General features: G+C 66.0%; 25 protein-coding genes and 3 tRNA genes. 14 read left to right on the top strand and 14 right to left on the bottom strand.

Annotated features, from left to right (window positions below):
* Nucleotides 1-93: 93 nt before the first annotated feature.
* The 3 genes from icmH to tssJ are packed head-to-tail and all read right to left on the bottom strand — an operon-like array spanning nt 94 to nt 2,832.
* A complete protein-coding gene (gene icmH, locus KBW95_RS19585; protein ID WP_211529127.1) occupies nt 94-846 on the bottom strand; it encodes a type IVB secretion system protein IcmH/DotU in 753 nt (250 codons plus the stop codon).
* Entirely contained in the window at nt 843-2,216 is a 1,374-nt protein-coding gene (gene tssK, locus KBW95_RS19580; protein WP_373888827.1) for a type VI secretion system baseplate subunit TssK, read from the bottom strand. Before tssK ends, icmH begins: the two co-directional genes overlap by 4 nt.
* Nucleotides 2,217-2,271: 55 nt before the next feature.
* A complete protein-coding gene (tssJ, locus tag KBW95_RS19575) occupies nt 2,272-2,832 on the bottom strand; it encodes a type VI secretion system lipoprotein TssJ (protein WP_211529126.1) in 561 nt (186 codons plus the stop codon).
* A 184-nt stretch (nt 2,833-3,016) separates the two neighbouring features.
* Between tssJ and KBW95_RS19570 the strand changes: the two genes are divergently transcribed.
* From KBW95_RS19570 to tssA, 7 genes are all read left to right on the top strand, one after another.
* The gene (locus KBW95_RS19570) at nt 3,017-3,610 is read left to right on the top strand and encodes a M48 family metallopeptidase (protein ID WP_211529125.1); all 594 of its coding nucleotides are present in this window, start codon (nt 3,017-3,019) and stop codon (nt 3,608-3,610) included.
* 42 nt (nt 3,611-3,652) lie between these two features.
* Nucleotides 3,653-4,156 (top strand): type VI secretion system contractile sheath small subunit, encoded by a 504-nt coding sequence (gene tssB, locus KBW95_RS19565; RefSeq protein ID WP_211529124.1) that lies wholly within the window; start codon nt 3,653-3,655, stop codon nt 4,154-4,156.
* A 1-nt stretch (nt 4,157) separates the two neighbouring features.
* Nucleotides 4,158-5,651 (top strand): type VI secretion system contractile sheath large subunit, encoded by a 1,494-nt coding sequence (gene tssC, locus KBW95_RS19560; protein WP_211529123.1) that lies wholly within the window; start codon nt 4,158-4,160, stop codon nt 5,649-5,651.
* A gap of 30 nt (nt 5,652-5,681) precedes the next feature.
* Nucleotides 5,682-6,173 (top strand): type VI secretion system tube protein Hcp, encoded by a 492-nt coding sequence (locus KBW95_RS19555; RefSeq protein ID WP_211529122.1) that lies wholly within the window; start codon nt 5,682-5,684, stop codon nt 6,171-6,173.
* A 78-nt stretch (nt 6,174-6,251) separates the two neighbouring features.
* Nucleotides 6,252-6,728, top strand: a complete 477-nt coding sequence (gene tssE, locus KBW95_RS19550) for a type VI secretion system baseplate subunit TssE (protein WP_211529121.1) — start codon at nt 6,252-6,254, stop codon at nt 6,726-6,728.
* 25 nt (nt 6,729-6,753) lie between these two features.
* The gene (tssH, locus tag KBW95_RS19545; protein WP_211529120.1) at nt 6,754-9,411 is read left to right on the top strand and encodes a type VI secretion system ATPase TssH; all 2,658 of its coding nucleotides are present in this window, start codon (nt 6,754-6,756) and stop codon (nt 9,409-9,411) included.
* A 10-nt stretch (nt 9,412-9,421) separates the two neighbouring features.
* Complete coding sequence (gene tssA, locus KBW95_RS19540; RefSeq protein WP_211523944.1) at nt 9,422-10,405, top strand: type VI secretion system protein TssA; 984 nt, start codon at nt 9,422-9,424, stop codon at nt 10,403-10,405.
* A gap of 53 nt (nt 10,406-10,458) precedes the next feature.
* Here tssA and phaP read toward each other — a convergent pair whose 3' ends face one another.
* Together phaP and KBW95_RS19530 are read right to left on the bottom strand one after the other, a co-directional pair.
* Nucleotides 10,459-11,025: a TIGR01841 family phasin gene (gene phaP / locus KBW95_RS19535; protein ID WP_211523945.1), complete on the bottom strand. Its 567-nt coding sequence runs from the start codon at nt 11,023-11,025 to the stop codon at nt 10,459-10,461.
* Nucleotides 11,026-11,097: 72 nt separating this feature from the next.
* Nucleotides 11,098-11,304, bottom strand: a complete 207-nt coding sequence (locus KBW95_RS19530) for a hypothetical protein (RefSeq protein WP_211523946.1) — start codon at nt 11,302-11,304, stop codon at nt 11,098-11,100.
* A gap of 102 nt (nt 11,305-11,406) precedes the next feature.
* On the opposite strand from KBW95_RS19530, the gene cueR reads away from it, so the two are divergent.
* Complete coding sequence (gene cueR, locus KBW95_RS19525) at nt 11,407-11,826, top strand: Cu(I)-responsive transcriptional regulator (RefSeq protein WP_307727504.1); 420 nt, start codon at nt 11,407-11,409, stop codon at nt 11,824-11,826.
* Nucleotides 11,827-11,890: 64 nt separating this feature from the next.
* Nucleotides 11,891-12,196 (top strand): cupin domain-containing protein, encoded by a 306-nt coding sequence (locus KBW95_RS19520; protein WP_211523947.1) that lies wholly within the window; start codon nt 11,891-11,893, stop codon nt 12,194-12,196.
* A gap of 88 nt (nt 12,197-12,284) precedes the next feature.
* Here KBW95_RS19520 and KBW95_RS19515 read toward each other — a convergent pair.
* The 3 genes from KBW95_RS19515 to KBW95_RS19505 form a co-directional block, all read right to left on the bottom strand.
* Nucleotides 12,285-12,369 (bottom strand) — tRNA-Leu (locus KBW95_RS19515).
* A gap of 44 nt (nt 12,370-12,413) precedes the next feature.
* Nucleotides 12,414-12,498: transfer RNA gene (locus KBW95_RS19510), tRNA-Leu, on the bottom strand.
* Nucleotides 12,499-12,532: 34 nt separating this feature from the next.
* Nucleotides 12,533-12,617 (bottom strand) — tRNA-Leu (locus tag KBW95_RS19505).
* 325 nt (nt 12,618-12,942) lie between these two features.
* Here KBW95_RS19505 and rnr point away from each other — a divergent pair.
* The 4 genes from rnr (at nt 12,943) to KBW95_RS19485 (ending at nt 17,986) form a co-directional block, all read left to right on the top strand.
* Entirely contained in the window at nt 12,943-15,549 is a 2,607-nt protein-coding gene (rnr, locus tag KBW95_RS19500; protein ID WP_211523948.1) for a ribonuclease R, read from the top strand.
* 3 nt (nt 15,550-15,552) lie between these two features.
* Entirely contained in the window at nt 15,553-16,296 is a 744-nt protein-coding gene (gene rlmB, locus KBW95_RS19495; protein ID WP_211523949.1) for a 23S rRNA (guanosine(2251)-2'-O)-methyltransferase RlmB, read from the top strand.
* Nucleotides 16,297-16,556: 260 nt separating this feature from the next.
* Nucleotides 16,557-17,294, top strand: coding sequence for a serine O-acetyltransferase (gene cysE / locus KBW95_RS19490; RefSeq protein ID WP_211523950.1), 738 nt, complete (start codon nt 16,557-16,559; stop codon nt 17,292-17,294).
* Nucleotides 17,295-17,302: 8 nt separating this feature from the next.
* The gene (locus tag KBW95_RS19485) at nt 17,303-17,986 is read left to right on the top strand and encodes a YceH family protein (RefSeq protein ID WP_211529118.1); all 684 of its coding nucleotides are present in this window, start codon (nt 17,303-17,305) and stop codon (nt 17,984-17,986) included.
* Here the strand turns inward: KBW95_RS19485 and KBW95_RS19480 are convergent.
* From KBW95_RS19480 to KBW95_RS19465, 4 genes are read right to left on the bottom strand one after another with little or no spacing between them, the layout of a single operon-like run.
* The gene (locus KBW95_RS19480) at nt 17,946-18,725 is read right to left on the bottom strand and encodes a hypothetical protein (RefSeq protein WP_211529117.1); all 780 of its coding nucleotides are present in this window, start codon (nt 18,723-18,725) and stop codon (nt 17,946-17,948) included. The two genes, KBW95_RS19485 and KBW95_RS19480, sit on opposite strands and share 41 nt — an antisense overlap.
* Before the next feature lie 7 nt (nt 18,726-18,732).
* A complete protein-coding gene (locus tag KBW95_RS19475; RefSeq protein ID WP_211529116.1) occupies nt 18,733-19,701 on the bottom strand; it encodes a hypothetical protein in 969 nt (322 codons plus the stop codon).
* On the bottom strand, nt 19,698-20,567 hold the full coding sequence (locus KBW95_RS19470; RefSeq protein WP_211529115.1) for an ABC transporter ATP-binding protein: 870 nt from the start codon (nt 20,565-20,567) through the stop codon (nt 19,698-19,700). The genes KBW95_RS19475 and KBW95_RS19470 overlap by 4 nt, the downstream gene beginning before the upstream one ends.
* Nucleotides 20,564-20,956 carry a GntR family transcriptional regulator gene (locus KBW95_RS19465; protein ID WP_211523955.1) on the bottom strand — a complete coding sequence of 131 codons (393 nt, stop codon included), beginning with the start codon at nt 20,954-20,956 and terminating at the stop codon, nt 20,564-20,566. The genes KBW95_RS19470 and KBW95_RS19465 overlap by 4 nt, the downstream gene beginning before the upstream one ends.
* Before the next feature lie 206 nt (nt 20,957-21,162).
* Between KBW95_RS19465 and KBW95_RS19460 the strand changes: the two genes are divergently transcribed.
* Nucleotides 21,163-21,555 (top strand): type II TA system antitoxin MqsA family protein, encoded by a 393-nt coding sequence (locus KBW95_RS19460; RefSeq protein ID WP_211523956.1) that lies wholly within the window; start codon nt 21,163-21,165, stop codon nt 21,553-21,555.
* A gap of 136 nt (nt 21,556-21,691) precedes the next feature.
* On the opposite strand, the gene KBW95_RS19455 is transcribed toward KBW95_RS19460, so the two are convergent.
* Together KBW95_RS19455 and KBW95_RS19450 are read right to left on the bottom strand one after the other, a co-directional pair.
* Entirely contained in the window at nt 21,692-22,444 is a 753-nt protein-coding gene (locus KBW95_RS19455; RefSeq protein ID WP_211523957.1) for a UDP-2,3-diacylglucosamine diphosphatase, read from the bottom strand.
* A gap of 39 nt (nt 22,445-22,483) precedes the next feature.
* Complete coding sequence (locus KBW95_RS19450) at nt 22,484-22,975, bottom strand: peptidylprolyl isomerase (RefSeq protein WP_211523958.1); 492 nt, start codon at nt 22,973-22,975, stop codon at nt 22,484-22,486.
* Nucleotides 22,976-22,996 lie beyond the last annotated feature (21 nt).

Raw genomic sequence — 22,996 nt, 5'->3', positions numbered from 1 at the left:
TGGTGGGGGGGCGGGGGTGGGGTTGGGGGCGGGGGGGCAAACTTGGGGCCCGGGCGGGCGCGGGCACGACGTTGATGCGTACGTGACCAAGGGTCAGGGCAGCGTAATCGTCACATTCGCCGCCTTCGGCGGCAGCTTCACCAGATCGTTATACTGCGCCATCGCCACCTCGGACTCCCGCGCCAGCACCGTCCGGAATCCCAGGTACCCCCCCAGCCCCGCCAGCGTGAACACCGCCATCAGCACCCACAGCGACAAATCGCTGCGCAGCCGGTTGACGATCTGGTCCGGCCTTTCCGCATGCGGCGCGAACCCCCGCGTGCGCCCGCGCATGCGCGAGATTTCGTCTCCCAGCCTGGCCACCAGGTAATCCAGCTTGTCCCGCCCGTCCAGCGCATAGCGCCCCTGGAAGCCCAGCAGAAGGCACATATGGAAAACTTCCAGCGCCTCCACATGCACCGCCCCCTTGGCGCGCAGGTCTTCCAGCCGGTGGAAGAAGTGCTCCCCGGCAAGCTGGTCGCCGAACACGCGCAGCTGGAGCGGCCGCGTTTCCCATGCCTCGCGCACCTCGTAGCTCGAGCCCAGGATGATCTCGTCCACCGCCGAGCAATAGGCGTACTTGGCCGCCGTGACGTCGTCCGCCGGTATCCCCTGGGCCTTGGCGTTGCGGTCGACGTCCGCCAAGAACTGGGTCATGTTGTCGGCGAAGGCGCCCTTGTCCTGCGGCCCGCAGCCGTTCTTGAGCAGGAACAGGGCGTAGAAGCCTTCGTACATGATATCGACCAGGCGCGGGACGCGGCCGGGTGCGCGTTGCGGCGCCGCGCGGCGCTCGACGAAGGCGCTCATGCCGCCACCGCCATCAGTTCCAGGTGGAGGTCGCGAATTCCATTGCCCTTGCCGCCGCCCTCGTCGGGCACGTAGATCGAGATCGCCTGCGACTTGAGCATGGCCTCGTACAGTGTGCCACGGTTCTCCAGCACGAAGTAAAAGGTATCCGGCCGCACCGGCAGCGCCGCCGGCACCTGCGGGGCGTGCACCAGCTTCACGCCGGGCAGGGCCGACAGGACGAACTTGTCGACGTCCTGGGGCGCGCCGACCTTGAATTGCAGCGGCACCACCTCCACCAGCTGCAGCGCCGGCATGTCGGCCGACACGGCGAGGTAGAGCGTGGTGTGGGCGTCGATCTTGCCTGAATCGAGCCGGCCCAGGTAATAGGAGCTGCGCTCGTGGCGCAGGGCGATCGTGAAGTAGCGCGAGGAGATCACGGTGTCGAGCAGTTCGCGGATGATGCCGTCCAGGCGCGCGAACTGGGGCCCCGGGTCGGCGTGCACATAGGAGGGCAGGTCTTCCAGCTTGACCGAACGCGAATAGGTCATCAGGCCGCCGGCCAGCGACAGCAGGGTGGCGAACAGGCGCTCCGGATGCAGCTCGCGGTGATGGAACAGGTGCGACAGCTCGGCATAGCCCGCGCTGGCGGTGTGCAGCAGCCAGAACGAGGACATGTCGCCGCCGCGGATCTCGACCACGTTGCGGCTCGGCTCGCGCAGGTGGCCGTACAGGGCGTTCACCTTGGCCAGCATTTTCTCCATGAGACGCGCCAGGCTGGCCTGCAGCGCCGGCACCGCATTGATCGCCAGGCAGGGCGGCATGAAGGAGGGATCGGGTTCGAAGCCGCCGGTGGCCACGCGGCGCAGGCGCACCAGGGGGAAGCTTTCGAAGGCTTCCAGCGCTTCGCTCTCCGGCACCAGGCGCAGCGCCTTGCGCAGGTAGGTCACCGGCGCCTCCGCGGCCTGGGTGTACAGGTCCTGGGTCTCGCGGTCGTGGCGCGCATAGCGTACCCCGGTGAGTTCTCCCGCCTCCTCGCCGATGGCGCAGTTGTCGCCGTGCGCCTTCAGGATGGGCAGGGCGGCGTGATAGGTCACGGTCTGCACCTCGGGCGGCAAGTCGCCCAGGCGCACCTGCAGCGGCAGCACGTCGCCGTCCGGCGCGCGCACCACCTCGCCGTCCGGGAACAGCAGCGACACTTCCTCGATGCGCAGCAGGTCGTTGCGCAGCGCGTCGTGGTCGATCACCAGCTTGCGCACGCCCCAGGCATAGGGATGCAGCGCGCACGCCGTCTGGTTCAGGCGGGCTTCATGGTAGCGGTCCTGCTGCTGGAAATGCTGGGGGCGCAGGAACAGTCCCTCGCCCCAGAGCACCTTGGATGGCATGCTCACGTTGTCCTCGCTATGTTTGTCGGAAGAGATTAGCTTGCAGGAAACTGTTTGAAACTTATTGACAGCGCACAGACCCGAGCGTCGCCGTTCCCACGCTCATGGCGCAGGTGTGCAGGCCGACGGTGATGCCCTCGCGCTCGGCGTCCAGCGCATTGAATGCGGCGCGCCAGCGCTGGGCGGCGGGGCGGTGGAACAGCGCGACGATGCCGATGTGGCCCGCCTCGCGCCCGACCTTTTCCGTCACCTCGTAGCGCTGGCCCGGCACCAGCATGATCTCGCGCACCTCGATCAGGTCGGCGCCCAGGCTTTCGCGCTCCAGCTGGGGATTGAGGAAGGCGGCGTAGGGCATCTGCTCGAAGGCCGCCTTCTGGCGCAGCTTGTACAGGCGCGCCGACAGCGCCAGCGGATGCCCCTCGCTGTCGGCGTTCAGCTTGCCGGCCGCGTGCAGGCGCAGCGGTACGTTGCGCGGCGGCTTCTGCGACTCCGGCAGCTCGGGCGGCTTGCGGATGCCGGCCGCCTCGAGGGCGACATTGGCCAGCGGCGCCAGGGCCGCGCCGCCGCAGCCAGCCAGGATGATGGATAAAGAAAGGGACACCAGGATACGGATGGTCGGCATGCTTTCTCCGGAGAATTGTCGCTCCGTAGATTGAACTCGAATGCCGCGGACATGGCCTGCGCGGGCGCAAGTTTCACGCGCATCAGGGCCCGGCATGCCAAGTCATCGAAAGTTGACAGCGCACAACTTCGCCGGGGCGGCCATGCGAATAATGGTGGCTTGTTCATAGTCCTGGAGAACACGCATGATCCGCAAACAGTTGATGCCCCTGATGGTCGTGGCCGCCCTGGCCGGGTGCGCCACGGGAAGCGGCGGTACGGCCGCCGTGTCCAGTACCGTCGCCGCCGACACCGCCTTCGCCGAGGCCGACGCCGCGCTGGCCGCGGGCCAGGGCGAGAAGGCGGTTTCGCTGCTGAAGGCCGTCGCCGTCGCCCATCCGGTCGACAAGAAGCCCTGGGTGCGCATGGCCCAGATCCGCTTCGACGCCAACGATTACGGCGACGCCATCACCCACGCCCAGGAGGCCTTGGAGCGCGACCCCGACGACACGCTCGCCTACAGCATCCTGGCCGTCAGCGGCTTGCGCGTCGCCAGCAAGGCCCTGGCCGACCTGACCCGCAAGAACAACCTGCAAGGATCGGTGCGCAGCGAGGCTCAGGACCTGGCCAAGCTGCTGCGCACCAGCCTGGGCGAGGACATTCTCGTGAACCAGCGTCCGGCCGCGCGCAAGGAGACGGTGCGCTCCAGGTCCGCGGCGCCGGCGCCGGCGCCGGCCGTATCCAGCGCGCCACGCAGCCAGGCCAAGTCGGACAAGGATCCGTTCGACATCCTCAAGTAATCCTTATTTAGTCGAATTCGCCCCCTCACACCAGGAGTCGCCATGCCCAAGAGTGAAAGCGTGCAGAAGCGCTTGCAAAAGGTGCGCGCCCCGCGCATCCAGATGACCTATGACGTCGAGATCGGCGACGCCATCGAGAACAAGGAACTGCCTTTCGTCGTCGGTGTCCTGGGCGACTTCGGCGCCGATCCCGACGCCGAGAAGAAGCGCCTGAAGGACCGCAAGTTCGTCAACGTCGATCCCGACAACTTCGACGAGGTGCTCGGCGGCGTGGCGCCCAAGACCAGCTTCAAGGTCGACAACCACCTGACGCCGGAGGGCGGCCAGATCGGCGTCACGCTGCAGTTCCGCGAGATGGCCGACTTCCGGCCGGAGTCGGTGGTGAAGCAGGTGGCGCCGCTGGCCGGCCTGCTGGAGGCGCGCAACAAGCTGGCCGACCTGCGCAACAAGCTGGCCGGCAACGACAAGCTGGAGGACATCCTCAGCGAAGTGCTGGGCAATACCGAAAAACTCGACAGCCTGCGCAAGCAGGGCAAGGAGGGCTGAGATGTCGGCGGTACTCGAAACTTCCAACACCAGTCCCGCAGCGGCGGTGGAACTGGACAGCTCGCTGCTCGACCAGATCGTCGAAGAGAGCAGGGTGGCCAAGTCCAGCAGCGAGCACGAACGGGCGCGCGACATCATCTCCGAGCTGGTCACCCAGGTGATGCAGGGCACGATGGTGATCTCGAATAACCTCTCGGCCACCATCGACGCGCGGCTGGCGGAACTGGACCGCATGATTTCGGAGCAGCTCTCCGCCGTCATGCACGCGCCCGAGTTCCAGAAGCTGGAACGCAGCTGGTCCGGCCTGAACTACCTGGTCAAGAACAGCACCACCAGCACCAGCCTGCAGATCCGCATGCTCAACGTCACCAAGCGCGAGCTGGTGAAGGACTTCCAGGGCGCGATGGAGTTCGACCAGAGCGCCATGTTCAAGAAGATCTACGAAGAGGAATTCGGCACCTTCGGCGGCGCCCCCTACGGCACCCTGATCGGCGACTTCGAGATCTCGCGCCAGCCCGAGGACATGTACTTCCTCGAGCAGATGTCGCATGTGGCGGCCGCCGCCCACGCGCCCTTCATCACCTCGGCCGCGCCGGAACTGTTCGGAGTCGAGAGCTTCGGCGACCTGGGCAAGCCGCGCGACCTGGCCAAGGTCTTCGACACCGTCGAATACGCCAAGTGGAAGGCCTTCCGCGAGTCCGAGGATTCGCGCTACGTCGGCCTGACCCTGCCGCGCTTCCTGGGCCGCCTGCCTTACCACCCGGTGGACGGCATGACGACCGAAGGCTTCAACTACGTCGAGGACGTCGACGGCAGCGACCACTCCAAGTACCTGTGGTGCAACGCCGCCTACGCCTTCGGCGCCCGCCTGACCAAGGCCTTCGCGGACTACGGCTGGTGCGCGGCGATCCGCGGCGTGGAGGGCGGCGGCCTGGTGGAGAACCTGCCGACCCACACCTTCAAGACCGACGAGGGCGAAGTGGCGCTCAAGTGCCCGACCGAGGTGGCGATCACCGACCGCCGCGAGAAGGAGCTGTCGGACCTGGGCTTCATCTCGCTGGTGCACTGCAAGAACACCTCGTATGCGGCCTTCTTCGGCGCCCAGTCGGCACAGAAGGCCAGGAAGTACAACACCGACGCCGCCAACGCCAACGCGGTGCTGTCCTCGCAGCTGCAGTACATCTTCGCGGTCTCGCGCATCGCCCACTACATGAAGGCCATGATGCGGGACAAGGTCGGCAGCTTCGCCGCGGCCTCCAACGTCGAGGACTACCTGAACCGGTGGCTGACCCAGTACGTGCTGCTGGACGATAACGCCAGCCAGGAGCAGAAGGCCCAGTTCCCGCTGCGCGAAGCTTCGGTCCAGGTGTCCGAGGTGCCCGGCCGGCCGGGCGTGTACCGCGCGGTGTCCTTCCTGCGTCCGCACTTCCAGCTCGACGAGCTGTCCGTTTCCCTCCGTCTGGTCGCGGAGTTGCCGCAGTCGACCAAAGGCTAGACCTTTCCTTTAACTTGAATGGAGTAGAACATGGCAATTGACGTGTACCTGCAGATCGATGGGATCAAGGGCGAATCGCTGGACGACAAGCACAAGGACTGGATCGAGTGCACCTCGGTGGCCTGGGGTGTGCTGCAGCCGCGCTCCGCCACCGCCTCGACCGGCGGCGGCCACACGGCGGAGCGCTGCGAGCACCAGGAAATCCAGCTGACCAAGCTGGCCGACCTGTCCTCGCCGATCCTGCTGCAGACCTGCTCGGCGGGCAAGACGATCCCCAAGGCCAGGCTGGAGTTCATGCGCGCCGACGGGCAGGGCGAGCGCATCAAGTACTTCGAGATCGAACTGGAAAACGTCCTGATCGGCGGCGTCAGCCCCAGCGTGGCCGAGGGCAGCATCATCCAGGAGAGCGTGGGCCTGAAGTTCTCGAAGATCAAATGGAAGTACACCCAGCAGAAGATCGGCGGCGGGTCTGGCGGCAATACCTCCGGCGGCTGGGATCTGGCGGCCAACAAGACCGTCTGAGGCCTGAAAGAAGTTCGTTAGCGTGTACGTCGTTCCGGCGAAGGCCGGGACGACGGTTTGGTAGCTTCCGGAGACACCATGAACGGATTTCTGCCTGGCTTGCTCGATCGCCTCATGGACGAGCGCAAGGACGCCGCTCCAGGTGCCCCCGTCAACCTCGAACAACTCAAGGACAGCGTGGCCCGCGACCTCGAAGCCCTGCTCAACACCCGCGTGGCGCTCCCGGCCTCCACGTTGGCCGGCTACCCTGCATCCCGCGCCTCGATCCTGCACTACGGCGTGAGCGATTTCGCCGCCTTTTGCCTGAGCAGCAGCGCCGACCGCGCCGCCATATGCGCGAGCCTGAAGGACGCCATCGAGATCCATGAACCGCGCCTGCGCGACGTCAGCGCCGCCCTGGTGCCGGAAGCCGGAAGCGTCAACCGGCTCACCTTCGTCATCCACGCCCGCCTGGCCGTCGATTCCGTGGCCGAGCCGGTGAACTTCAACGCCGTGCTGCAGCCCTCGTCGCTGCATTACGCGATCAACCGCAGCGCACGCCCTGCGAGGGCGTGAAGCGCCTGCCCACCACGAGGACACGATGGACATCAATCTCAAGACCCTGATCGGCAAGCTGAACGACACCACCCGCGCCGCGGCCACCCGCGCCGCGTCCATCTGCGTGGGCCTGGGGCAGTACGAAGTCGAGATCGAACACCTGTTCCTGGGCCTGATCGAACAGCCGGACAGCGACCTGGCGCTCATCGCCCGCCAGTGCGATATCAGCATCACCAGCCTGGAGAGCGACCTGCGCAACGAGATCGCCCGCTTCGCCACCGGCAGCGCGCGCACGCCGGTGTTCTCCCGCCACCTGCCGCTGCTGTTCGAGCACGCCTGGCTGATCGCCTCGCTCGGCAACGGCCATCCGAACCAGATCCGCTCTGCGCACCTGCTGCTGGCGCTGCTCACCGAGCCCTCGCTGGCCCAGCTGGCGCAGCGCGCCTCGCGCAGCTTCGCGCGCTTCCCGCTCGACCGGCTCAAGCACGACCTGGAGCGCCTGACGCGCGGCTCGATCGAGGCGCGCGCCGCTGCCGCCGCCGAAGAGGCGGAGGCGGCGACCGACCCGGCCACCGAGCTGGCCCAGGGCGCGGGCCGCGCCACCCCGGCCCTGGACCAGTACACCACCTGCCTGACCCAGCGCGCGCGCGACGGCAAGGTCGATCCCGTGATCGGGCGCGACGCGGAGATCCGCCAGGCGATCGACATCCTGATGCGGCGCCGCCAGAACAACCCGATCCTGACCGGCGAGGCCGGCGTCGGCAAGACCGCCGTGGTCGAGGGCCTGGCGCTGCGCATCGCCCAGGGCGAGGTGCCGGAGGTGCTCAAGGGCGTCGAGATCCACACCCTGGACATGGGCCTGCTGCAGGCGGGCGCCAGCGTCAAGGGCGAGTTCGAGAACCGCCTCAAGAACGTGATCGAGGAGGTGAAGAAAAGCCCGCACGCCATCATCCTTTTCATCGACGAGGCGCACACGATGATCGGCGCCGGCGGCCAGGCCGGGCAGAACGATGCCGCCAACCTGCTGAAGCCCGCGCTGGCGCGCGGCGAGCTGCGCACCATCGCGGCCACCACCTGGGGCGAGTACAAGAAATACTTCGAGAAGGACGCCGCACTGGCGCGCCGCTTCCAGGTGATCAAGGTCGAGGAGCCGGAGGAGGACATCGCCTGCGCCATGCTGCGCGCGATGGCGCCCCTGATGGAGCGCCACTTCAACGTGCGCGTCTACGACGACGCCATCCTTGAAGCGGTACGCCTGTCGCACCGCTACATCAGCGGCCGCCAGCTGCCGGACAAGGCGATCAGCGTGCTCGATACCGCCTGCGCCAAGGTGGCGCTGGGCCAGAGCGCGACGCCGGCCCTGCTGGAAGACTGCACCCGGCGCATCGAGCGCATCGCGGCGCGCATCGCGGCCCTGGAGCGCGAAGCCAGCGCCGGCGGCCAGCATGGCGACATCCTGGCGGAACTGCGCCGCGAGCGCGACGCGGCGAGCGCTGAACAGCAGGCCCTGCGCGCCCGCTGGGAGGAGGAGCAAGCCCTGACCGCCCAGATCGGCGAACTGCGCGCCGGGCTGGAGGCGGGCCGGGCCCAGGCCGACAGCGCTGCCTTGCAGGTTCGGCTGAATGAGCTGCTCGAACGCCTGCGCGGCCTGCAGGGCGAGTCGCCCCTGGTGCCGGTGCAGGTCGACGGCCATACGGTGGCCGAGATCGTCGCCGCCTGGACCGGGATCCCGCTCGGGCGCATGGTCAAGGACGAGATCCGCACCGTGGTCAACTTGCAGGCCATGCTGGACGAACGCATCCTGGGCCAGCAGCATGCGATGCAAGCCGTGGCCCAGCGGGTCCGCACCGCGCGCGCCAACCTGGACGACCCGAACAAGCCGAAGGGCGTGTTCCTGTTCGCCGGCACCTCGGGCGTGGGCAAGACCGAGACCGCGCTGGCGCTGGCCGACATCCTCTATGGCGGCGAGCGCAAGCTGGTCACCATCAACATGAGCGAGTACCAGGAAGCGCACAGCGTCTCCGGCCTCAAGGGCTCGCCGCCGGGCTATGTGGGCTATGGCGAGGGCGGCGTGCTGACCGAAGCGGTGCGGCGCAATCCCTACAGCGTGGTGCTGCTCGACGAAGCGGAGAAGGCGCACCCGGACGTGCTGGAGCTGTTCTTCCAGGTCTTCGACAAGGGCGTGATGGACGATGCCGAAGGGCGCCAGATCGACTTCCGCAACACCATCATCATCCTGACCTCGAACGCCGGCTCGAGCCAGCTGATGCAGGCCTGCCTGAACAAGCCGGCCAACGAATTGCCGACGCCGGAGCAGCTGTCCGAGCTGCTGCGCCCGGCCCTGATGAAGCATTTCAAGCCGGCCTTCCTGGGCCGCCTGAGCGTGGTGCCTTTCTATCCGATCCGCGACGAGGTGCTGTCCAACATCATCCGCCTCAAGCTGGACCGCATCGCCGGCCGCGTCATGGACAACCACCGCGCCGGCTTCGAGTACGACGATGCACTGGTGGCGGCGGTCCTGAACCGCTGCACCGAGGTCGATTCCGGCGCGCGCAGCGTCGACAATGTCCTGAACGGCAGCTTGATGCCCGAGATCGCCGACAGCGTGCTGGCGCGCATGGCCGAAGGCGGCGGCATCGCGCGCGTGAAGGTCAGCGCGACCAAGGCGGGCAAGTTCAAGTACACCGTCGAACCGGCATAAGGAGGCGTCCATGCTCAACATCGAGGCGCTCCTGGCGCCCATCGGCCCCGACGATCCCTGTGGCGAAGACCTGGCCTTCTCGCCGGAAGTCGACGAGATCGCGCGCGCCCGCCTGGCCGACGATCCATCGCTGGAGCAGGGCGCCTGGGTCACCGCGCTCAAGGAAGCGGACTGGAAGTTCGTGGGCAAGCGCTGCGCGCTGCTGGTCGAGGCGCGCAGCAAGGACTTGCAGCTGGCCGTCTGGCTGGCCGAGGCCAGCGCCAAGACCGGCGGCCTGCGCGGCCTGGCCGACGGCCTGCGCCTGGTGGCGGCCCTGTGCGAGCGTTACTGGGACGGCCTGCATCCGCGCGCCGACGAGGATGGCTTCGAGCGCCGCATCGGCAGCCTGGCCTGGATCGCGGCGCGCATCTCGCCCCTGGCGAAGGGCGTGCCGGTGCTGGAAAGCGGCGCCACCCTGATGCAATGGGAAGCCGCCCACGGCCGCGACGGCGAGGCGGCGGCCCAGCTGGAGACGGCGCGCACGCGGACTCCGGCCAAGTTCTCCGAGGCGTTGGCCCAGGATGCCGAGGCCTGCATCGCGGCGCTGGACGAGCTGGAACGGGTGGTCGACGAACGCCTTGGCGCGGACGGCCCCAGCTTCAGCGTGGCGCGCGCGGTGCTGGCCGATGTAAAGGACTTCGCCACGCCGGCGGCGGCGGCGCCACGCCAGGGACAGGAGCTGGCCCCGGCTTCGGGAACCGCCATCGTGCGCTCGGCCGCGCCGCTGCTGCTGGCCGAAGGACCCCTGCAGCACCGGGACCAGGCGCTGGCCCAGTTGCGGCAGGTGGCCGAGTTCTTCCGGCGCACCGAGCCGCACAGTCCGGTGGCCTACCTGGCGGAAAAGGCCGCGCGCTGGGGCGAACAGCCGCTGCATGCGTGGCTGCGCTCGGTCATCAAGGATGATGCCTCACTGGCGAGGCTGGAAGACTTGCTCGGTATCGAGCAGATAGACTGAAAGAATATTTCACCGGGCCCGGCCTGGTGAAATATTCTTTCAGCGAGTGCGGCTTAGCCTGCCTTTGCTTCGCCGCCGGCCTGGCCCATGCCGGGCTGCACCATCGAACTGGCGCGCTCGAACTGGGCCTCGACGGTCTGCACGGCCTGGCGGGTGGCCTGGGTCACCTGCTCATAGCCCTTGAAGGCATTGTCGATCGCTGCCTTCATGATCTCGACCGCGTTTTCCGAGCCTGGCTTGACGTTTTCCGTCAGGTCGTAGATCAGTGCGGACAAGGTGCTCTTCGCCTCGGCCACGTGCGAGTCGGCCGCGTGGCGGAAATCGTCGTGCATCTCGTCGATGATGGCCTTCAGCTGGGCGCGGTATTCGCTGGCATTGGCCACGCCCGGCTGCATGCGCGCGGCCAGGGCCTGCACCGCCGCCTTCGGATCCGTGGCCTGGGCCATATTGCGTCCGGTTTCCAGCGTACTCGCTACCGAATCCTTGGCGGCGCTCATATTCAGCGCCACCACTTGTTCCACGCCCTTGACCGTCTTGCTGGCCAGGGCGTTAAAGGTCTGCATCTGGAGTTCGAACAGGGTCTTGGTGGCGTTGGCGAACTGTTCCGGGCTGGTAAACATAGTGTCTCCTCAGTGAATGCTCAGTGAAATGAGTCGGAAGCGCTGCGCGTCTTGCGGGCATTACTCACTGCATTATTTAGCAACAATACGTTTTTCGCAATGCGCGTCCCGGTACGGACCGCTTGCCTTGACCCAGCCTTCGCCGAGCGGCGTCTGGGAACAGGCGAGGGCGCCATTGAGCGTGCTGCGCCATTGGTAATAGGGCGCGGGCGCGGCGACGGCCATGTGCGAGAACAAGACGAGGGCCGCGAGCGAGGCGGCGATCCGAGTGGAGATCATGGTCCGCCCAGCTTAACCGTACTATGAGGCAAGTCAAGCAAAGGCTTGACCTTCCCATCATGGGAAGGTGTATTCTTCGCCGGGATACAACAGGAGAGCACCATGAACCACTGCCAGACTTCGTCCTCCGCATTGAATATCGGCGACGCCGCGCGCGCATCCGGCGTCTCGGCCAAGATGATCCGCCACTACGAATCGATCGGCCTGATCGGCGCCGCGCGCCGCACCGAGGCCGGCTACCGCGTGTACACCGGCCAGGACGTGCGCGTGCTGCAGTTCGTCCACCGCGGCCGTGCGCTGGGCTTTTCGCTGGACCAGATCCGCGACCTGCTGGCGCTGTGGCAGGACAAGGGCCGGGCCAGCGCCGACGTGCGGGCGCTGGCCCAGACCCATATCGACGAGCTGAACCGCAAGATCGCGGAAATGGAAGCGATGCGCCGCACGCTGGAATCGCTGGCCGCCTCCTGCCACGGCGATGCGCGCTCGGACTGCCCGATCCTGGACGATCTCGCCGCCAGCTAGCCTGTCCAGCAAGCGGGCATTATTTTCCGTACACTAAGTGTCCGGATTATTTTTACTTACTGACATGCTCATCGACCTCAAAGGAATGGCGGCGGAATTTCCGACGGCCTGGAAATCGACGATCTTCGGCAAGGTGGCCAGCGCCAACCTGAAAGTATTGCGGATGGATGAATGCGCTTATGACGCGGAGACGCACGATTATGCCGAAGCCCTGATCGTGCTGGACGGATGCATGCACCTGTCGATCGCGGACCGCACGGTGACGGTGAAGGCCGGCGAAGTGTTCGTCGTGCCGCCCGGCCTCCACCATGGCGTGGCGCCGGGAAGCCATGGAACCCTGTTGATCGTCGATCCCTCCGCCGCTGCTTGAGTGAAGAGGGCAGGTAAACGCAAAACGCCGTAACCCTCTGAGAAAGGCTACGGCGTTTTGCGGAACAAACGTTCAATTCGGTAGAGTTTGGTGCCCACGGAGGGACTCGAACCCCCACACCTCGCGGCACATGGACCTGAACCATGCGCGTCTACCAATTCCGCCACGTGGGCACTGATACTGCATCAACTCAACTTGCTTACAACTAGGTAGCTTTTGGTGCCCACGGAGGGACTCGAACCCCCACACCTCGCGGCACATGGACCTGAACCATGCGCGTCTACCAATTCCGCCACGTGGGCATAACAAACAACATTCACTACCTGAGTCAGCTTTTGGTGCCCACGGAGGGACTCGAACCCCCACACCTCGCGGCACATGGACCTGAACCATGCGCGTCTACCAATTCCGCCACGTGGGCACTGCACTTGCTAACTCTGCTACAATATCAGGTCTTGTCATTTTTCGCTAGATCAACTTTCGTCGATCACCGCGTTGAATCCCACCTGCTACTGCTGCGTTCTTCGCTGCGACCTTGCAGTCGTTGCTGAAGAGACCGAGATTATAGCGGATGAATTTCAAAAGTCAAAGACCCTCGCGAGCGCTGCAAGCGCGTACGCTTGGGTGAATCGCGTTAGGCGAATCGCGCGGACCTCCGTTACACTACGCCTGCCAAGGTGTCAATGAAACCACGGCGCCTCCTGGACCATGTTCAGGCGCCATTATCACTAAGAAAAAGAACCGATTTGAAGCAACCTACTCATACCATTCCAAGCCGCGAGGAAATCCTCGCCGTCTTTCGCGACGCCCCCGAGCCGCTGGATGCGGCTGCGCTGGCGCGCGCCCTGAAGGTCAAGCCCGCCGCCCAGGAAGTGCTCGGACGCCGCCTCAACGCCATGGAGCGTGACGGCCAGATCCGCGCCGACCGCCAGTCCGGCACCTATATGCTGACCGATCACACCGGCTTCGTGGCCGGCCGTGTCAGCGCGCACCGCGACGGGTATGGGTTCGTGATTCCCGACGAAGGCGGCGACGATCTGTTCCTCTCCGACCGCGAAATGCAGAAAGTGCTGCATGGCGACAAGGTGATGGCGCGCGTGACCGGCACCGACCGCCGCGGCCGTCCGGAAGGCACGATCGTCGAGGTGGTCGAGCGCGCCAACACCCACGTGATCGGCCGCCTGCTGAATGAAGGCGGCGTCTGGATCGTCTCCCCGGAAGACCAGCGCATCAGCCAGGACATCCTGGTGTCCGGCTCGCCGGGCAAGGCCAAGGCGGGGCAGGTGGTCAGCGTCGAGCTGATCGAGCAGCCGGGCCGCTTCCAGCAGCCCACCGGCCGCATCGCCGAAGTGCTCGGCGAACTGGACGACCCGGGCATGGAGATCGAGATCGCCGTGCGCAAGTTCGGCGTGCCGCACGTGTTCTCGGCGGCCGCGCAGAAGCAGGCCGCCAGGCTGCCGAACGAAGTCATCGAGGCCGACTTGGCCGACCGCGTCGACCTGCGCGACGTGCCGCTGGTGACCATCGACGGCGAAGACGCGCGCGACTTCGACGATGCGGTCTACTGCGAACCGGTCAAGATCGGCCGCGCCAAGGGCTACCGCCTGCTGGTGGCGATCGCCGACGTCAGCCATTACGTGAAGCCGAACGATTCCTTGGACGCCGATGCGATCGAGCGCAGCACCTCGGTCTATTTCCCGCGCCGCGTGATTCCGATGCTGCCGGAGAAGCTCTCCAACGGCCTGTGCTCGCTGAATCCGGCCGTGGACCGCTGCTGCCTGGTGTGCGACATGGTCGTCACCGTCGATGGCGAAGTCACGGCCTACCAGTTCTATCCGGCCGTGATGCACTCGGCCGCGCGCCTGACCTATAACGAAGTGGCCGAGATCCTCGGCAACACCAACGGTCCGGAAGCCCAGCGCCGCCTGAATGTGGTGCCGCACCTGCTGAACCTGAACGAGGTCTTCCGCGCGCTGCTGAAGGCGCGCCAGGAACGCGGCGCGATCGACTTCGAGACCACTGAAACCTATATCGTCTGCAACCCGCTGGGCAAGATCGAAAAGATCATCCCGCGCACCCGCAACGACGCGCACCGCCTGATCGAGGAATGCATGCTGGCCGCCAACGTGTGCGCCGCCGACTTCCTGATCCGCCACAAGCACCCCGGCACCTTCCGCATCCACGCGATCCCGACCGAGGAAAAGCTGAACCAGCTGCGCACCTTCCTCAAGCAGGTGGGCCTGAACCTGGGCGGCGGCAGCAAGCCGACCGCGCGCGACTACGCCGAAGTGATGCAGCAGATTAAGGAGCGCCCTGACGCGGCCCTGCTGCAGACCATGCTGCTGCGCTCGATGCAGCAGGCGGTCTACAGCCCGGACAATGTCGGCCACTTCGGCCTGGCCTACGAGGCCTATGCGCACTTCACCAGCCCGATCCGCCGCTACCCGGACCTGCTGACCCACCGCGCCATCAAGGCCCTCCTGCAGGGCAAGCGCTACGACCCGAAGGGCATCGAGCTGGGCAAGCTGAATACGACCTTGTCGAATTCCGCGCGCAAGCAGGCCGCCAAGGACAAGGCCGAGGGCAAGCAGAAAGCCGAGAAAGACCTGACGGTCTGGGACGCGCTGGGCGTGCACTGCTCGGCCAACGAGCGCCGCGCCGACGAAGCCTCGCGCGACGTCGAGAACTGGCTGAAGTGCTACTTCATGCAGAACAAGCTGGGCGAGGAATTCACCGGCACCGTGTCCGGCGTCACCCCGTTCGGCATCTTCGTCACCCTCGACGAGCTGTACGTCGAGGGCCTGGTGCACGTGACGGAACTTGGCCAGGACTACTTCCAGTACGACGACGCGCGCCACGAGCTGCGCGGCGACCGCACCGGCAAGCGCTACCAGCTGACCGACCGCGTGACCGTCAAGGTGGCGCGCGTGGACCTGGAAGCGCGCAAGATCGACCTGGTGCTGGGCGAGTCCGCACCGGAGGCCGTCCCGACGCCGCTCGAGCGCGCGCGCCAGGCGGCCCAGGAAGCGATGGAGCCGAAGCCGCCCAAGTCGCGCAAGGCGCGCGCCAAGGCGCAGGCGGGCGAGCTCCTGAGCGCTGGGGCGCCAGCGCCCGTGTTTGAGGAAGAGGCCGAGGAAGAAGACGTTGTCTTCGTACCGCCGCCGCGCCGTCAGCGCACCGCCGTCAAGACCGCCGCGAAAGCGCCTGTGAAGGCGCCGGCGAAAACGGCCGCGAAGGGCGCGGCCAAGGTCGCAGCCAAGAAACCAGCAGCAAAAAAGAGCGCCGCCAAACAAGGCGCACAAGGTGTATCCAAAGCGGCCAAGACCGCATCCAAAACTAGCAAAAAGAAGTAACGAATGAAAAACAAAATGATTTTCGGGTTCCACGCGGTGACCTCGCGGCTGCGCCATGAGGCTTCGTCGGTGGAAGAAATCTTTGTCGACGCCGAGCGCAACGACCGCCGCATGCAGGACCTGATCGCCAACGCCAAGGCGGCCGGCGTGCGCGTCATGCCGGTGGAGCCTTCGCGCCTCGACAAGATCACCGGCACCCGCCGCCACCAGGGCGTGATCGCCTTCGCCAGCCAGCTGGCGCTGGCGCGCAACCTGGACGAGCTGCTGGATGCGATCGAGGGTCCGCCGCTGCTGCTGATCCTGGACGGCATCACCGACCCGCACAACCTGGGCGCCTGCCTGCGCGTGGCCGACGGCGTCGGCGCGCATGCGGTGATCGTGCCGAAGGACCGGGCGGTCGGCCTGAACGCGACCGCCGCCAAGGTGGCCAGCGGCGCGGCCGAGACCGTGCCTTACATCACCGTCACGAACCTGGCGCGCACCATGCGCGAGCTGAAGGAGCGCGACATCCTCCTGATCGGCACCTCGGACGATGCGGACAAGGGGCTGTACCAGGCCGACTTCACCGGGCCGGCGGCGCTGGTCATGGGGTCGGAAGGCGAGGGCATGCGCCGTCTCACGCGCGAGACCTGCGATGTGCTGGTGAGCATTCCGATGATGGGTTCCGTGGAGAGCCTGAACGTGTCGGTGGCCTCGGGTGTATGCCTGTATGAGGCGCGTCGCCAGAGGATGGCGCGGGAAGGCTGAGCGGATTGGCTTTATAGGTCTGCTGAGGAACTTGGGTCCCCGCCTTCGCGGGGATGACGTTGGTGAATACGCGTCGAAATCAACTGAGCGATTTCGGACAAGTACTTCAGAACGTCATCCCCGCGAAGGCGGGGACCCAAGTCCGTTGCACAGCCCTGGCGCACCCACCGCCCACAACTCTACAATCCGTATTGACCCCACATAAGCAAGCCACCCCAACATACGCTACCATGTTTGTGGACTTGCACCGGTACCCCATTATGTTTCCCAAGTTGCGCGAAGATATCAAGAGCATCATCGAACGCGATCCCGCCGCCCGCAATGGCTGGGAGGTGCTCACCTGCTATCCGGGCCTCCACGCGGTCATCATGCACAGCTGGGCGCACGCCTGCTGGAAGATGAACCTGAAGTGGCTCGGCCGCTTCATCTCCTACATCGCCCGCGTCATCACCGGCATCGAGATCCACCCCGGCGCCGTCATCGGCCGCCGCGTCTTCATCGACCACGGCTTCGGCGTGGTGATCGGCGAAACCGCCGTGGTCGGCGACGACTGCACCATCTACCAGGGCGTGACCCTGGGCGGCACCACGCTCACCGCCGGCACCAAGCGCCATCCGACCCTGGAGCGCGGCGTGATCGTCGGCGCCGGGGCCCAGGTGCTGGGCGCCTTCACCGTGGGCGAATACGCCAAGGTCGGCTCCAACGCCGTGGTCGTCAAGCCGGTGCCATCGGGCGCCACCGCGGTCGGCAACCCGGCCCACATCATCCGCAAGGAAGACCAGTCGCGCAGCGCGCGCATGTTCGCCGCCTATGGCGTCACGCCCAATGGCGACGACCCGCTGTCCAAGGCGCTGCGCAACCTGATCGACCACGTCGCCCGCCAGGACGAGCAGATCGAGCGCATGGCGGCCTCCATGAAAGCCGCCGGCCTGTGCTGTCCGAACATGAAGGAGGGTGATAAACTCGATTCGGAACAACTGAACCGACTGGTTGACTAAGGATACGCATGACGAATGAAGCAACCGGCGGCGCCGACGGCGCGGCCGTGCTGGACCCGATAGAGATCCGCGTGCTCGCGGTGCTGGCCGAGAAAGAAGCGCTCACCCCCGACAATTACCCGATGTCGCTCAACGCGATCGTCAACGGCTGCAACCAGCTGTCGAGCCGCGATCCGGTCATGCAGCTGACCGACGAAGTGGTGCAGGACACCCTGCAGCGCCTCATCGAGCGCAAGCTGGTCAACGGCATCTCGCAAGCCGGCGCGCGCGTGACCAAGTACGAGCACCGCATGCGCATCAAGTGGACCCTGGAGCAGGACAAGGTGGCCGTGCTCGCCGTGCTGATGCTGCGCGGCCTGCAGACCGCCGGCGAGATCCGCACCCGCACCGGGCGCCTGCACGAGTTCAAGAGCGTGGCCGAGGTCGAGACCGCGCTGCAATTCCTGATCGATAAATATCCGCCGCTGGTCGCGCGCCTGGAGCGGGCGCCGGGCACCAAGGAGCCGCGCTACGGCCATCTGCTGGGCGGGGAGATCACCATTGTCGCCGGCAGCGAGCAGGTGAACAGCGCGGCCGCCGGGATGACCCAGGGCGGCCGCATCGGGCAACTTGAACAGGAAGTCGCCGCCTTGCGCGGCGAACTCGAAGACCTCAAGGCGCAGTTCGAGGCGTTTCGCCAGCAGTTCCAGTGAGCGGAGCCGCGTAGCTCAACTCCACCACCGCGTCGTCGCTCCATTCCGGCGACGCGAGCGGCACCTCGAAGGAATCGCCTTTCGCCTTCAGCTCCAGGGTGCGATCGCCTTCGCGCAGCAGTGCGGCGCTGACCGGACCGTCGGCGTGGAAGCCGAAGCGGGCCTTGCGCTTCTCGTCGAAGAAGCCGCACCAGTCGCTCGTCAGCATGATCGTGTTGATGGTCAAGACCCAGAACAGCGGAATCTCTTCCTTGGCGATCGCCACCATCACCTTGCATTCCAGGCGCAGGTCGCCCAGCCGGCGCTGGTTGGCGGCCAGGCCGGGCGTCCTGATATCGGGCATGGTGCGGTAGAGGCGGCGCTTGCGGTTCAGTTCCAGCTCGCTGTCGGCGTCGGCCGCCGCTTCGCTGCGCGGCACCTCGAAGCGGCCGCCGGCGTCGATGGGAACCGGCAGGCTGAATCCGCCGTCCCCGACCAGGCGCGCCGCCAGGGGCGCCGGCGCGTCGTCCGCCTTGCGCGCCGTGAGCCGGAACACCAGCCGATCGACCGCCGGGGCCAGCTTGTGGTGCTTGTCGAAGGCGTCCAGGCCGGCCAGGATCGCCTTGTACTTGCGAAGCTCCGGATCGCGGATCGCGTTGACGTGAACCGGATCCAGCTCACGGACCGGTTCGTTCTCCGCGGCGATTGCGGCGCCGCAGAAAAGAAGGCCCGCAACAGCAGCTATGGCGAGGGCGCGCATGCCGCGATCAGCCCTCATCGCGCCAGCGGCGCAGGCGCATGGCCGCGAAGATCATCGCCGCGCCGGCCAGGGCGCCCAGCCACACACCCGGGCTGGCCAGTGCGGTGTACGAGTGGGCCAGCAGGATGGCGCCGTTCAGGTGGCCGTCCATCTGGGCCAGGCTCGAGTTGTCGAGGTCGGCGAGCCAGATGCCCGGCAGCAGACCCAGCAGGCCACGGGCCACGACTTCCTCGACGAACCAGTCGACATTCAGGGACAGGTTGGCGAAGCGGCCGATGATGAAGTCGACCCATTTCAGCACCACGATCGCGACCAGCGGCGTGCCCACGGCCCACAGGAAGACCTTCGAGCGAGCCCAGGCCGAGACCATCAGCAGCCAGCCCACGGTCGGCAGCGCGAACAGGATGTACAGCGGCAGGAAGGCGAACAGGTAGAACGGCGACAGGTACAGGTTGCCGTCGGCCAGCACCGGTGCGATCAGGTTCAGGCCCTTGGCGGCGGCGCCGACCAGGCCGATCATCAGCAGCAGGAGCGAGGAAGCAACGCCTACGGCGATCGTGATCATGGGCGCGACCACCAGCGCGGTCAGGACCTTGGACAAGACGGTTTCCTGGTCCGACATCGGCAGCGACTTCCAGAACAGGATGCTGCGGTCGCGGCGGTCGTCGTACAGGGCGGCCATGCAGTAGAAGAACACGACTACCGGCAGCATGATGAACAGCGGGGCCGCGGCGCCCAGGTAGCCCGAGGCGAGCAGGTCGGCGATCCTGCCGCGCACGTGGTGCGGGATGCCCTGGATCGACGCCACATGGGTGCCATCCACCTGGATGTTGGCCATGTCGGTGGTCGCCAATCCGTAGACGTAGCCGCCGCCCATGAGCAGGACCAGCGCGGCCGCCACTACCACGGGCGCCCAGAAGAAGGCGCCCTTGTGCTCCCAGAACTCGCGCCGGAGCAGCCATTTCATCGTATTCATGCGTAGGTTCCTTTCATGGTGGCGACGAACAGGTCGGCCACGCTGGGGTTGCGGGTTTCGCCGAGGGCGGCCAGCTGGTCGCGCGAGACACCGGCGCGGTTGGCGTCGAACAGCATCACGGACTTGCCGAACACGGTGCGCTGGTCGAGCGGCTGGAGGGCATTGGCGGCCGGGATCTTCTCGGCCGGCACCATCACTTCCATGTAGCGCTCGCCGATCTCGTCCATCGAGGCCGACAGCACGATCTTGCCGTCGCGGATGAACAGCAGGTCGGTCAGGATGTGCTCGACTTCCTCCACCTGATGGGTGGTGATGATGATCGTCTTGCCTTCGTCGAAATAGTCTTCCAGCAGGTTCTGGTAGAACTGCTTGCGGTAGATGATGTCCAGACCCAGAGTCGGCTCGTCCAGCACCAGCAGCTTGGCGTCGATGGCCATCACCAGCGCCAGGTGCAGCTGGACGATCATGCCCTTCGACATTTCCTTGACCTTCATCTCCGGGCGCAGCTTGGTGTGGGCGATGTAGCGCTCGGCCTTGCTGCGGTCGAAGCGTGGATGCACGCCGGACACGAAGTCGACCGCATCCTTGACGCGCAGCCAGCGCGGCAGGATGGCGACGTCGGCGATGAAGCAGACATCCTTCATCAGCTCGTCGCGCTGGGTGCGCGGGTCGAAGCCCAGCACCGACAGCTCGCCTTCGAAAGGCACCAGGCCCAGGGCTGCCTTGAGAGTCGTGGTCTTGCCGGAACCGTTGGGACCGATCAGGCCGACGATGCGCCCGGCCGGGATATCGAAGTCGACGCCGTCGACCGCCACCCGCTTGCCGTAGCGCTTGGTCAGGCCGCGCGCGGAAAGCACGGTGCTCATGCCGCACCTCCCGGGTTAGGCAACGAATCGGGCGACTGCGCCGCGGCGCGCAGCAGCTGCTCCAGGTTCAGGCCCAGGCGGCGGATGCGCTCGACCATCGCGGGCCATTCCTCGCGGATGAAACGTTCGCGTTCCGTCGACAGCAGTTTTTCGCTCGCTCCTTCGGTGACGTACATGCCAATTCCCCTTCGCTTTTCCACTAAGTTCTCGTCGACCAGTTCCTGGTAAGCCTTCGAAACCGTGATCGGATTCAATTGATATTCGGCCGCGATCTGGCGGACCGAGGGCAGGGCGTCGCCGGCCTTCAGCACGCCGTCGAGCATCATGCCCACCACCCGCTCCTTAAGCTGGCGGTAGATCGGGGTGTTATCGTTCCAGCCGACTGACATCGTGGGCCTCCCTAGCGTTGCGGCGCAGCGTGGTGATCATCCCTGCCTCCTTGTTGGTGATGTGATGAAGTGGTGTTGTAGTGAAGTATAACAGTGGTTTTGTTAGTGTCAACCTACATACGCCAACTATTTCGGCAGGGGCGAGCGGGCGCGGTCCGGCGCAGCGCTTTGGTAGGATGGCGGCTGACAAGCGAAGGAGATCGAACATGCTGAAATGCCCGAATTGCGGCGTCTCGCCCCTGGTGCACGCCACCCGGGACATGGTCTACACCTACAAGGGAAAGAGCACGACGATTCCGGACGTGATCGCGGATTACTGTTCCGGCTGCCGCGAGGTGGTGTGCACGCGCGGGGAGGAAGAGCACTACGGGGAGCTGATCAAGGCTTTCCGCAAGCAGGTCGACCTGGAGGCGGGGCAGGATATCCGCAACATGCGCAAGAAGCTGGGGCTGACCCAGCAGAAGGCGGATGAGTTGTTTGCGGACGAACCGGGCGAGTTCGCCAGGTTCGAGGGTGGGCAGGCGGAGCCGCCCGCGGCTCTGGTCAAGATGCTGCGGCTACTGGGTGCGCATCCGCAGCTGCTGGACGAGGTACGTTAGCCACAAAACCGTCGCACCGGCGAAGGCCGGTGCCTAAGTTCGTTGTACCGTCGGAGCGCAAAACTTGGGCGGAACAATGCCAGTGGCATTGTTCCGGCCGTCACCGGAACGACGTGCTAGCGGCGCGTGCTGGGTTTTAGAGCTCGGACAGGTCGTGGCGCGTGATCGTGCCGTCAGCGGCCAAGGCAATCCACCCGCCCCGCACCGGTTCCGCATCGAGCTCCCAGTCCGGCAGCACATAGCGCAGCCTGCCCTCCGTGTCGTGCACGGCGGGACGGTGCGTGTGTCCGTGAATGATGATCGAAGCCTCGGCCTGGTCGAACAGCTCCTGCACCGCTTCCGGCGTCACATCCATGATTTCGTAGGACTTGCCCGCATGCGCTTCGCGGCTGCCTTCGCGCAGCCCGGCGATGATGGCTTTGCGCTGCGCCAGGGGCATGCCGAGGAACTGCTGCTGCCACGCGGGATCGCGCACCTGGGCGCGGAACGCCATGTACCTGGTGTCGAGCGTGCACTGGGCGTCGCCATGCACGAGGGCGATACGGCGCCCGCCGGCTTCGATCAGGTGGGGTTCCCGCGCCAGGCTCAGTCCCGCGGCTTCGGCGAAACCGCTGCCGACCAGGAAGTCGCGGTTGCCGGCCAGCCAATAGACGGCGACCCCCGCATCCGCAACAGCGCGGATGGCGGTGATGACCTGCTGATGGAAAGGCTCGGCGAGATCGTCGTCGCCGGCCCAGTATTCGAAGATGTCGCCGAGCAGGTAGAGCTGCTCGGCATGCAGCGCCGGCCCGGCCATGAAGCGGAAGAAGGCCTCGGCCGTGCGCGGGTGCGATTCCTGCAAATGCAGGTCAGAAATGAAAAGCGCGAACGAGCGCGCGGGCATCGTCATTGGATCGACAGGTGCTGCATGTGCCTGCGCGCTCCCTGCTTAGACGACTTCGACTTTTTCGATCACGACCGGATCGACCGGCACGTCCGAGTGCATGCCGCTGCGGGTGGTCTTGACGTTGTTGATCGCGTCCACCACATCCTGGCCCGAGGTCACCTTGCCGAACACGGCGTAGCCCCAGCCGTCCTGGCCCGGGTAGTTCAGGAAGGCGTTGTCCTTGGTGTTGATGAAGAACTGGGCCGATGCCGAGTGCGGCGCCGAGGTGCGGGCCATGGCGAGGGTGTACTTGTCGTTCTTCAGGCCGTTCTTGGCTTCGTTCTCGACGGTCGCGTCGGTCGCCTTTTGCTTCATGCCCGGCTCGAAACCGCCGCCCTGGATCATGAAGTCCTTGATCACGCGGTGGAAGATGGTGTTGCTGAAGTGGCCCTTGTTCACGTAGTCCAGGAAGTTGGCAACGGTCTTCGGCGCTTTCTCATCATCCAGTTCGATGGTGATGTTGCCCTTGTTCGTGGTCATGAGTAAGGTGGTCATGAGAGTGTCCTGTTCAGTTGG

The sequence above is a fragment of the Massilia sp. ZL223 genome (genome assembly GCF_018119395.1).
Lineage (GTDB): Bacteria > Pseudomonadota > Gammaproteobacteria > Burkholderiales > Burkholderiaceae_D > Telluria.
Note: the sequence above shows the minus strand (reverse complement) of the source record. Positions and strands in the feature narration are given on the sequence as shown.